Here is a 12,059-nt window from a genome sequence, read left to right on the forward strand (position 1 = left end):
CTTCACTATTATGAAATCTCATTTAATGTTTCCGCAAACCTTGTAACTCCAAGCTGAATTTGTTCTACATTCGATCTACCAAAAGTAAATCGGATATATTCACTTTTCGAACCTAGGACGCTTCCTGGGACAAATGCTACACCATTTTGTATAGATTCACCTAGTAAATGATATTCATCAAACGTTCCTTGCACTTTGCACCATAAATGTATTCCGCCCTCAGGAACAAAAAATTCAATCTGGTCCCCTAATATTTCTTCAAGCTTTCTAATTAACTCATCTCTTCTTTGTTTCAGTTGTCCACGAAGCATCGTAATATGCGTATGAAAATCCTCAGATTCTAAAAATTGGTTCGCTACCCACTGTGTAAATACACTATGACCGAAATCAACTTGCTGCTTCGCATCTGCCAATCTCTCAATTACGCGCGTGGGGCCAATTACCCAACCAATACGTAATCCTGATGCAACAATTTTTGATAATGAGCTCACATAAAGAACATTCCCATTTTGATCCATCGATTTCAATGTTGGATTCACTTCTCCATTAAAAGAAGTCAAACTATACGGATCATCTTCTACAATCGGTATACCAAATCCAGAAGATAGTTCTAAAACCTTTTTACGTCTTGCCAATGAAAGTACCGTTCCAGTTGGATTTTGATAATCCGGATTTAAAAACACCATACGAATGCGATGCTTTTTGTGCAAATCGATTAAGTCATCTGGATTCATACCATGCTGATCAACTGGTAAACGGAATATTTTTAAACCTGCTGATTTAAACATTGGAAGTGAATAACAATAGGAGGGATCCTCAATTGCAATCGCATCTCCAGGCTTTAACAAACATTGAACGATAAGATTAAGTGCTTGCTGAGCTCCAGATGTAATAAGAATAGAGCTTGAATCTGCTTCTATTTGTTTATATTGCTCGACATGTGCCGCAATGGTTTTTCGCAACATTTCATTTCCAAGCGGATGGTCATAACCGAGATTTCCCATAAATGTTTTCTCCGACAAAATTGTTCGAAATCTATCACTCGGAATTAAATCTGATGACAATTCACCACTCGCTAAATTGATTAAATCATCTTTTTGTGTTTCCGTTCGAATTTGTTGAACAAGTGGTACATTAGGTAAGAACGATCCATCCTCAACGTACCTACCCCAGTTCGGTATTCGTTTATGTGACACACCCCATATATCTGTATTCACCCGAGTGCCACTTCCTTTTTTCCGTTCTACTACCCCAAGTGATTTCAATTCCTCATAAGCAGCTACGACCGTACTCCGGTTCACTTGTAAATTCTGTGCTAACATACGCTCGGAAGGTAATTTTCTATCAGAAGGGAATTCACCGGTAGAAATGCCTCTTTCAATGTAATCAGCAATTTGTTTATAAACTGGTATCTTATCTTCACGATTCGGTTGCCATTCCATTTAGTTCCCTCCTCTCCAAGCTGGTGTCCTGAACTCATTAATAACAGTATTCACTGCAAAAATGGTATTAATCAAGCGCATGATTTAAAAATGCCTCTACCGTCACATTAAAGCTAGTAGGCTGTTCTAAATAAGGCAAGTGTCCACTATTTTTCAACTCAACGAAAGTCACGTTTCTCAGGTGTTTTTCAAATGCTCTCACATACTTTTCCGGAACAAAATAATCATTCTCTCCTCGTATTATTAATACAGGACATGCAATGTTAGAGAGGTATGGTCTTTGATCGTAATCAACTAATTCAGCAAATAACCTTTGAATATGAATCGGATGAATCGTTTGTAGGGATTGATGAAATCCTCGGACAATTGCATCATTATCTTCTACTCCCATTGCTCTCAATAACGTATCAGCCCAAGTTTTCCCTTTATCCTGCAAGCTAAGTAAATCATATACTTCAAGTCGTTCTTTACGATCTGCCGGTTCTAAATAGGGAAATGCATTTACAACAATTAAGCTAGAAACAAAACGTGGATATTGAATAGCAAAATCGATACCCACTCTAGCTCCTTTTGAAAGACCACAAATTGTTACTGATTTTAGCTTTAAATGATTACATAGCTTATATAAAACATTTGAATATTCTTTAAAACTAATTTCCATCCCTTCGGATTTCCCATGCCCAGGTAAATCGAGTGAGATTACTGTCCATCTTTCCTTGAAGTATTTTCTTTGGTATAACCAATTATTCGAATTCCCTCCAAGACCATGTAAAAACAATATGACAGGACCAGATCCTTCTATATTGTAAAAAACCTTTCGATTCTTATATTCAAAATACATATTCATCACCTTCAGATGTAGCATCACATGTTCTTATCTTTAAATGGATATATCCAAAACGGCTCTCTCTCTAACCACTCAACTGTTTCTGGAACACCATCTTCATACTCTCTTTTCAGTTCCGTTACCTTAGTCGCAAATTGTGATGCATGTGCTTGCAATGCCTCGAGCTTTTTTGGAACATATTCTTTTACTTCATTTTTAAAACTTGGAGGTCCTATTTCTGCTTCATGATTATTTGAAAAAGCTACAGCATAAAATGTTGGCCTTTTATTTTCTGGAATATTAGCTAACGCCCCGGCTACCGCTTCTCCTGTTGCATCATGATCTGGATGCACTGCATATCCCGAATAAAAAGAAATGACTAACGAAGGATTCAATTCTTCCACATATTTTTGTATTACACTTCTTAATTCTCCAGGAGTTTCAAATTCAAGCGTTTTATCACGATATCCCATCATACGTAAATCTTTAATCCCTAAAATATTAGTAGCGCTCTTTAGTTCTTTCTCTCTTATAGCATATAAGGATTCACGTGTTGCAAAAGGAGGATTTCCCATCGCTCTCCCCATTTCACCTAACGTTAAGCAAACATAAGTAAGAGGGACTTTCTGCTCAGTATAAGCCAAAATTGTTCCAGCCACGCAATACGACTCATCATCCGGATGCGGGAAAACAACTAAAACGTGGCGCTCATTTTTCATCAATATATTAACTCCTTCATCATATACAAACTTTATAAAATAACGACCGCATACCAAGTAACTCCTACAAGAAGCACTAAAAGAAGAATGATATAGATAGCGGATAAGTTTTTCACATTCCTCTTTGTAGACTTACCGTAATTCTCTTCTACATTTCGTGCGACTAGCACGGTCCCAAATAGTGATACAACTACAATAATAACAACTAGTGAAATCGCAAAACTCATTGTCTTCCACCTCTCTAAGGCCAGTCTGTTTTAAAGCATGAATAAAATACTACCTTTCTTCTCTTATCATAATAGAAGTTTGCAAAAAACGGACCAACCACTTTTGTGTTTTTTTGCTCATCCACTTTAAAAATAAAAAGCAACTGCTCACTTAGGACCAGTTGCTTTTTTACAAGGCTACTTATATTCATTTTCAATTAAAATTAATTCGATTTAAAAGTTTGGTCTTTTCATAATGAAACATTGATTGAGATAGCTCGAAAATTGTTCCATTTACAAGATAAACTGTATTTTCAATAAGAAGCGCTGGATCACCTTCATTTAGTTCTAAAAGCTTTGCATTTTCTTTATTTATTTTTTCACAACTAATAACTTTATCGGCAAAGCCAATATTTAATCGTAAATCCTCAATGAAATAACTGTATACAGAACTTAATGCTATTTCTTCATTCAAATAAGGAATGATATCTTTTTTGAAATAACTTACTTCAATAGAGAATGGTTTACCGTCTACAATTCTTAAACGCTTCAAAAAATATAGTCTAGTTCCAATCTCACATTGCATCCGTTCTACTATCTCTTCATTTGCCTCTATTACTTCAATCTCTAGCACTTTCGTTTCAATATTTTGTGAAACGAGATTTTTCGTTAATCCACGTAAACTTCCTAAATTAATGTAATCTGTTACAGAAGTTTCACGTAAAAACATACCACTACCTTGCACTTGAAAAATATAACCTCTATTCACAAGTTGACTAATTACTTTACGTATCGTATTACGGCTTACTTCAAATCGATTCATCAACGCTTCTTCTGTAGGTAATTTTTTCGTTTCATTAAAAAGCCCATCTCGAATGTTTTGCTCTAACACATCTGCAATTTGTTTATACTTTGCACTCATACACTTTCTCCTAAAATACTCTTTTATCTGTTATAACTCTTCTCCTCTCGTTTCGATCACATGTTTATACCAATGAAACGAGAGTTTCTTCTTACGTTTTAAGTTATCATTATGATCGACAAAAATAAAGCCATATTGCTTTTTATATCCATTTAACCAACTTAACAAATCAATAACTGACCATGCATAATAACCTTTTAAATTAATTCCCTCTTGAATTGCACACTTCATTACTTTTAAATGCTCTTCAATAAATTTAATTCGCGGAACATCTACAATTTCTCCGCCAATGATTGGATCTTCATCACCAAGTCCATTTTCCGTTACATACATCTTTATGTCACCGTAACGCGCTTTCAACATATGCAATCCATCTAAGAAACCTTCGGGAGATATTTCCCAACCCCATTTGGTATATGTTTTATCATCCATTTTTACTGTTCGATAAAAACCATCAAAAGAAGGATTACCTGGAGCAAGTGTTGAGTTTTCTCGAGAATGCTCCTCGCTCTTTATATCCATATCATATCTTTCTACTCGTATTGGCTGATAATAATTCAAGCCGATAAAATCATTTTTTTCGGCATTTTGTTTAATGATTTCTAATTCTTCAACCGTCCAATTAGGAGTCCACCCATTTTCCTTTAATTGTTGTACAACATAAGACGGATACTCACCTTTTAAAACTGGATCGTAGTACCAATACGTTTCATATTCATTCGCATGATTTGCTGCTAGTATATTTTCTTTTTGATCATCCACACTATAAGCAGGTAAGAAAACATGTGTAATCCCTATCTCCCCATACTGTTTCAGCTGCTTGTACACCGCAACTGTTTTCGCATGCGCATAAAATACATAATGAGTCGCTTGAAAATACTTTGGAACATCATTTTGTATTCCTGGTGGATGTGCACCTTTTAAATAGCCTAATCCACAAAACATTACTGTTTCATTAAAAGTAATCCAATGTTTCACTCTATCACCAAATGCCTTAAAGCAAATTTCTGCATACTTTACAAAAGCCTCTGCTGTTCGTTTATTCGTCCACCCACCATCTTTTTCTAACGGTAATGGTAGATCCCAATGATATAAAGTGGCAAACGGTACAATCCCGTATTTTAAACATTCATCAATTAAATTATTATAAAATTCAATTCCTTTTTCATTTACCTCTCCATCTCCAGTCGGCAATATTCTCGCCCAAGAAATCGAAAAACGATACGATTCCAATCCCATCTCAGCCATTAAACGAACATCTTCCTTATATCGATGATAATGATCAACCGCTACATCACCATTTGTTCCATCGTATGTTTTGCCAGGAATTTTTGAAAACTCATCCCAATTCGTAACACCTTTTCCATCCTCATTCCATGCACCTTCTACTTGATAAGAAGCTGAAGCAGACCCGAATAAAAAATCATGTGGAAACTTCATAATATATACCTCCGTTTCATTACAATAAATCAAATTCATTACTACATATAAAATTTATAGGTACAAATTTTATATGTAGTAATTATAGCTTAAGTTTCGATTTTTTTCTATCATGAACGTACGATATGTAAAACTATATTTGATGTTAATTTTTAGAAAACAAAAAAGAAGCGACGTATTTCATCGCTTCTTACTATGACAATCTTTACTCTTTTACAAGTGACTTATTCGCTCTTATAACTTCTTGATAAAGTATTGGGGACCATTTTTCATTTATATAATCTTGAATTACCCAGCCCACTCTCGTAGGATTCTTTTGCTTCATATAGCTTGCAATTTCAGGATTTATGTAGGACGCATAATAATATGGACTATTCCATGCTGTACCACCAGAAGACAAGCTTGTAAAATTAATATATAGATGATTACACTCTTCACTGTTGTTAATCGTTTCATTTATAGTATCTTTAATAGATGTTACTTTCTCATCATAACTCACTTTATATTTATCTTGTACTGTTACATTTACATTTTGATTTACAGTTGTCGTAAACGTGTCATTATCTGGCCAATAAAAATTATTATATCCTCCAGATTCATTACTACCACTGTATCTTTTTAGTAGCACAATTTTCCCTCGAGCATCTCCAAGTCTTATATTCCCTTCTGTTTTTAAAAAGATAGGATCAAGAAAATAATTTTTTTCAAACGTACTACTAAATGAATCTTCTGCCCCTTTCATATCCTCATACTCTTTTTTTAAAGACATAATAATCGTTTCACTTGGATTATCTTTTAAAAATTGTTTCGCTTCATTTATAAATTCATGCAGTGTTACATAAAGATATAATGGCCCATGATGAAGAACTATCGTATTATCATCTGTCAAACGCCCTCTTATATCAAAAATTCTAGCTCCGTGATCCATTTGATAACGAAAATCATATTCTTGCGTCATTCCCCATACTTGCTTTATCGGATTTTGCAACTTGAACGTTCCACTATCATGTGTTCCTGGAATTGAAATTCGTGCTAACGGTATGTTATCGGGTATAGGTTGCATCCATCTTGACCAATTTTCAAGTTCATTAATAGAGCTAGCTGCAACTACTTGCTTATCATTTAAAGCAAATACAAATGTACTAAATATAGTACTACATATGAATAATTTCAAAAAAAGTTTCTTATTGCTCATTATTATTCCTCTCTTTTTCTGTTTTTATATCAAACTTATTGAATGTAATATAGGGTAGTTAATAAAAAAATATTCTCAATGCATTAGGAAAATTTAAAGTCCCTTTCTACTAGATAAATTATAGTAATCAACAACATAAACTTCAATGGGCTTTCATATGCAATATTTCATATTTGGGTCCTACATGATATAAATAAAAAACTTATGATGATTATTTATTCCATACGTGCTAATATATTTATATTAAAATGTAAATACATACCTTATATACTCTGAACTACATTATTCAACAGTTAAAACTTAATTTTTTATTAGGGGGATTTACAATGAAATTATTAAAAATAAAACATATAATTCCTTTATCTGCAGTAGCACTTACATTCGTATGTAATCAAAGTACAGCCGAAGCTTCCACCACACATACAGTAAAAAAGAATGATACACTTTGGGGCATCAGTAAGCAATATGGCGTTTCCATACAAGCCATTAAACAAGCGAATAATAAAGGAAACGATCAAGCTTTTATTGGAGAACAGTTACATATTCCAGGATCTATGAAATCAAATGAGGTTACAGTTCATCAAAACGAAAAAACTACGAACACTTCTGGACAAATTATTTATCAAGTACAGCCGGGAGATTCATTAGAAATTATAGCAAAGCGTTACAATGTTACCGTTCAATCTATAAAACAAATTAACAATACAGTCGGAAACAAGCTTTATACAGGACAACATTTAAAAATCAATTCAAGTATTTCAGAAAAAGAAAAAGACTTAATGGCACGCTTAGTTACTGCTGAGGCAGGTGGCGAATCATATAAAGGAAAAGTAGCGGTGGCGAAAGTTATCTTGAATCGTGTAAATGCAAATGGTTTTCCAAATACAATAACAGGTGTTATTTATGAACCTATTAAACGCGGATATGCATTTACTCCTGTTACCGATGGTAGAATTAATCAGCCTGCAAGCGCAGAAGCAAAAATGGCAGTAGAAGAGGCTATCTCTACAAATGGAATACATTCTGATTGGCTTTATTTTTACAATCCAAAAACTTCAACAAACAAATGGATTACGACACGTCAAACAGTAGCGGTAATCGGTAACCACGTCTTCGCTAAATAAAACTATAATTCTCTTCAAATTTATGCACTTAACAACTATTTCAAATGATTAGCAGACCTCTTCACTTAAAAGGTCTGTTTTTTATATGTAAGATTTTATTAATCATATGACATAGTGATCATTTAAAACTATTTCTTCTTTCAAATAAAAACATTTGTATTTACTCCACCACTCGGAGAAATTAGAAAAGTATCAAGTTCAAAAACTCCCTCTTTATTAATAAAAGCTATTTCTTAACTTCATAAAAGTGTTATACACTAAGAAAATAAAAAACAAACTATTCGTTAGCAGGTGAAAGAATATGTATGATGTTACAATTATCGGAGCTGGAGTAAGTAGCATTTTTATGGCTTATTCACTAGCTAAAAGTAATAAAAAGGTTTTAATTCTTGATAAAGGTAAAGCGCTAGAAGATCGCCATTGTCCTTTAGACCAAGGAAAAGTGTGTAATTGTACTACATGTGATAAATATTTCGGGTTTGGTGGTTTAGGAAAATCTGAAGGAAAATTTAATTATACAAACGGATTTGGCGGAGAACTTGAGCAAAAAGTCGGTAAAGAAGGCTTTTTACAACTTATGGCTGAAGTAGATGAGATTCTATGTCAGTTCGGAGGAAATTCTGTTTCAAAATATTCTACAGAAAATCCAACTCTTAATAAGAGAGCTGAAACGTGTGGTTTACAAATGCTCACAACAGAAGTAAGGCATCTTGGCACTACACTTTCAAGTAACATTTTTCAGCAGCTCTATGAATTTTTACTTAACAAAATAGATATCCGATTTCATATAGATGTACAACATGTCGTTAAGCAGCAAGACCATTTTAAAATATCTACAAATCAAGGAACTGTCCATTCTAAGCAATTAGTATTTGCAACTGGGCGTTCTGGAACGGATTGGTTAAAAGAAATGTGCTCTTCCCTTGAAATTGCACAGGAACAAACCCGTATAGATTTAGGTATTAGGGTAGAGATGAAAGAACATCAATTACGTTCTATATTAAAAGATACATTTGAGACGAAACTTTCTTATCAGCATGAACATTTCACGGCTACTACTTACTGTATGAATCCAAAAGGACGCATTATTCGAAAGTATGAAGAAGGTTTAGTTATGCCTGACGGTCAAAATTTTCGAGAGCAAGGAACTGGCACTTCTAACTTAAATTTCACTTTATTTATCCCGCGCTATTTTCCAACTCTCAAAGAAGCAAATGTATACGCAAGTTCAATTATTAAAAGCATTAACCAAGGACGAGATCGGATTGTTATACAGCGTTTAGAGGACTTAATAAAGAAACAACCTACAGCGGAGAACAACATGAAACATAATCGTATACAGCCTACACTACACGGAGATTATGGAGATTTGAATGAAGAAATTCCTCAATTATATATTGAAGGAATCAAAAAATTTTTATTACGTTTAGAACAATTTATCCAAGAACCTATCGATAAAGATACTTTATTATATGGAATTGATGGAAAGTTCTATGCTCCTACAATAAAAATCAATAACCACTTTGAAACAAGTATGAATGGGCTATTTTTAATTGGAGATTGTTCAGGCGTCACTCACTCATTATCTCAAGCAGCTGCAAGTGGTCTGTATGTTGGAAAATATTTATCAGGTATTTAAACTTTTTAATTAAGATGCCAGTCAAATGTTTTAAGTTTCACCAACACTTTACTTATCTAATAATAGCTTTAACGAAATTATTATCCCTCCCCCGCTGATGATTAAGCCACAAAGAATCAGGATTTTACGGGATATATTAAAAACACATGAAAAACTACATTCTATATAGAATGTAGTTTTCTACTAATTAATATAACCGTTTTCTTTAAGTTGACTTTTTTGAAATTTCAAACTTATTGAATGTCAATGGTTTAAAAACCATCTATTCATTTTCACTTTCATTTGTTCGATATTTTGTAACATCGCCGTAGTGTTTAATATGTTAGGATGTCTATAAGTATTTTTTACTACGACTATGACTTTTTCTGCTCTGTTTCAAAAAAATTAGATGTATGTTACTTTGCTTTAAAATTCTCCATTGTATGTATATGAATACTTCAAATTATTACCTTTAGAAAAATATAATCTAAATGGTTCACCACACTCTAATAGTTATAAAAACATAATATATAACCTTAGTTAAATAAACTCTATAAAGAAGGTGTAAAAATGAAGAATAAAATAAATTTACAAATGCAAAATATAAGCTTTGTTTTAATAATTGCTTTAGCAGTATGGTTAAAAACATATCTTATTACGCGATTCAGTTTTGATTTGAAAATTGAGTCTTCCACACAAGAACTTATTTTGTTTATTAGCCCTCTAGCTGCATCATTAGCATTTGTTGGATTAGCATTATTTGCAACTGGTGAAAAGCGAAATTATATAGCGCTATGTATTAATTTCTTATTAACTATAGTTCTCGTTGGAAATGTAATGTTCTATGATTTTTATAGCGATTTTGTTACGTTACCAGTACTTGGACAAACATCTAACTTTACACAGTTAGGCGGCAGTATTAAAGAAATATTAAACTACAAAATTATACTCGCATTCGTAGACATTATTTTCTTCTTTATTTTGTTAAAGAAGAAATCGATAGTCTTTAAAACAGGACGTGTAACTCATTCTGCACGCTTGTTATATTTTCTCTTAACGATTGGTGTATTTTTTGCAAATCTACAGCTTGCAGAAAAAGAACGACCTGAATTATTAACGAGATCCTTCGACCGCGTAATGCTTGTGAAAAATTTAGGACTATACACTCATCAAGTATATGATTTAACACTACAAGTAAAAGCTGGATCCCAAAAGGCACTTGCAGATAGTAGTAAATTACAAGAAACTGAAAACTACGTAAAGGCAAACCATAGCGAGCCGAATCCTAACATGTTTGGTGCAGCTAAAGGAAAAAACGTAATTGTCGTTACTCTTGAATCCTTGCAAACCTTTTTAATAGGTGCATCCGTCAATGGTCAAGAAGTTACACCGTTCTTGAATGAATTCATAAATGAAAGCTATTACTTTGATAACTTTTTCCACCAAACTGGTCAAGGAAAAACATCAGATTCTGAATTTCTAATAGATACATCGTTGTATCCATTAAATCGAGGAGCTGTATTCTTCACGCACGGTAACAACGATTATACTGCGACTCCAGAAATTTTACGTCAGCAAGGTTATTTCACTTCTGTATTCCATGCGAATAACGCAACATTTTGGAATCGTAACATTATGTACTCTGCTCTCGGTTATGATCGTTACTATAATGAACTTGATTACAAAATTACACCCGAAACAAATTTAAATTGGGGATTAAAAGATATCGAATACTTTGATCAATCCGTAGATATATTAAAAACTGTTGATCAACCATTTTACGCTCGTTTCCTTACTTTAACAAACCATTATCCATTTACGTATGATGAAGATACAAAATTCATTGAACCATACAACTCTGGTAATGGCGTATTTGATCGCTACATCGTAACAGCACGTTACTTAGACGAATCAATTAAAAAATTTATTGAGCGTTTAAAAGCCGAGGGAATGTATGATGATTCTATTATTGTGTTATATGGTGATCATTATGGCATTTCTGAAAAACATAATCGCGCAATGGCACAGTTTTTAGAAAAAGATCAAATAACAGAATTTGATACTTTAAATTTACAACGCACACCTTTATATATTCATATCCCTGGCCAAACAGAAGGTCAAACTATTTCAAAGCCTACGGGACAAATTGATATGAAACCTACTATTCTAAATTTATTAGGGGTTGATACTACTAACGATATCCGTTTTGGTCATGATATGTTTTCAGATGAATATAACGGATTTGTTGTTTTCCGTGATGGCAGCTTCGTTACAGACAAGTATGCATATACAAATCATACTTTTTATAATCGAGAAACAGGTGAGGTTGTAGATTTACAAAAAAAAGAAGCTCAAGAAATGATTAACCGTGCACAAAATGAGTTACGAATGTCTGACAAAATTATTGAAGGCGATTTATTACGTTTCTCAGAAAGTAATAAAATTAAAACTGGAGAAGTAAAAACTAAAATTAAAGAAACTGAAAAGTAATCTATATAAAGAAAGGGAGCAACTCATTACGGTTGCTCCCTTTTCCCCTCTTATAACACATGATGCAATTTTATATA

General features: G+C 33.3%; 10 protein-coding genes. 3 read left to right on the forward strand and 7 right to left on the reverse strand.

What is annotated here, in order from left to right:
* Nucleotides 1-8: 8 nt before the first annotated feature.
* From pdxR to MR066_RS08625, 7 genes are all read right to left on the reverse strand, one after another.
* Nucleotides 9-1,442: a MocR-like pyridoxine biosynthesis transcription factor PdxR gene (gene pdxR, locus MR066_RS08595; protein ID WP_242246850.1), complete on the reverse strand. Its 1,434-nt coding sequence runs from the start codon at nt 1,440-1,442 to the stop codon at nt 9-11.
* A 67-nt stretch (nt 1,443-1,509) separates the two neighbouring features.
* Nucleotides 1,510-2,307 (reverse strand): alpha/beta fold hydrolase, encoded by a 798-nt coding sequence (locus MR066_RS08600; protein WP_242246852.1) that lies wholly within the window; start codon nt 2,305-2,307, stop codon nt 1,510-1,512.
* The gene (gene bshB2 / locus MR066_RS08605) at nt 2,307-2,987 is read right to left on the reverse strand and encodes a bacillithiol biosynthesis deacetylase BshB2 (protein WP_242247260.1); all 681 of its coding nucleotides are present in this window, start codon (nt 2,985-2,987) and stop codon (nt 2,307-2,309) included. The genes MR066_RS08600 and bshB2 overlap by 1 nt, the downstream gene beginning before the upstream one ends.
* Nucleotides 2,988-3,019: 32 nt before the next feature.
* Nucleotides 3,020-3,214: a hypothetical protein gene (locus MR066_RS08610; RefSeq protein WP_002066705.1), complete on the reverse strand. Its 195-nt coding sequence runs from the start codon at nt 3,212-3,214 to the stop codon at nt 3,020-3,022.
* Between the two features lie 193 nt (nt 3,215-3,407).
* Nucleotides 3,408-4,115: a GntR family transcriptional regulator gene (locus MR066_RS08615; RefSeq protein WP_002033710.1), complete on the reverse strand. Its 708-nt coding sequence runs from the start codon at nt 4,113-4,115 to the stop codon at nt 3,408-3,410.
* Between the two features lie 30 nt (nt 4,116-4,145).
* Nucleotides 4,146-5,555 (reverse strand): glycoside hydrolase family 1 protein, encoded by a 1,410-nt coding sequence (locus tag MR066_RS08620; protein WP_242246854.1) that lies wholly within the window; start codon nt 5,553-5,555, stop codon nt 4,146-4,148.
* Between the two features lie 205 nt (nt 5,556-5,760).
* A complete protein-coding gene (locus MR066_RS08625) occupies nt 5,761-6,750 on the reverse strand; it encodes a phosphatidylinositol-specific phospholipase C (protein ID WP_242246856.1) in 990 nt (329 codons plus the stop codon).
* A gap of 326 nt (nt 6,751-7,076) precedes the next feature.
* On the opposite strand from MR066_RS08625, the gene MR066_RS08630 reads away from it, so the two are divergent.
* The 3 genes from MR066_RS08630 (at nt 7,077) to MR066_RS08640 (ending at nt 11,982) form a co-directional block, all read left to right on the forward strand.
* Nucleotides 7,077-7,874, forward strand: coding sequence for a cell wall hydrolase (locus MR066_RS08630; RefSeq protein WP_242246864.1), 798 nt, complete (start codon nt 7,077-7,079; stop codon nt 7,872-7,874).
* A gap of 301 nt (nt 7,875-8,175) precedes the next feature.
* Nucleotides 8,176-9,513: an NAD(P)/FAD-dependent oxidoreductase gene (locus tag MR066_RS08635; RefSeq protein WP_242246866.1), complete on the forward strand. Its 1,338-nt coding sequence runs from the start codon at nt 8,176-8,178 to the stop codon at nt 9,511-9,513.
* Between the two features lie 549 nt (nt 9,514-10,062).
* The gene (locus MR066_RS08640) at nt 10,063-11,982 is read left to right on the forward strand and encodes an LTA synthase family protein (protein WP_242246868.1); all 1,920 of its coding nucleotides are present in this window, start codon (nt 10,063-10,065) and stop codon (nt 11,980-11,982) included.
* The last annotated feature ends 77 nt before the right edge of the window (nt 11,983-12,059 follow it).

Origin of the sequence: Bacillus cereus group sp. BfR-BA-01523 (assembly GCF_022662615.1) — a bacterium.
Classification (GTDB): Bacteria; Bacillota; Bacilli; order Bacillales; family Bacillaceae_G; genus Bacillus_A; species Bacillus_A mycoides.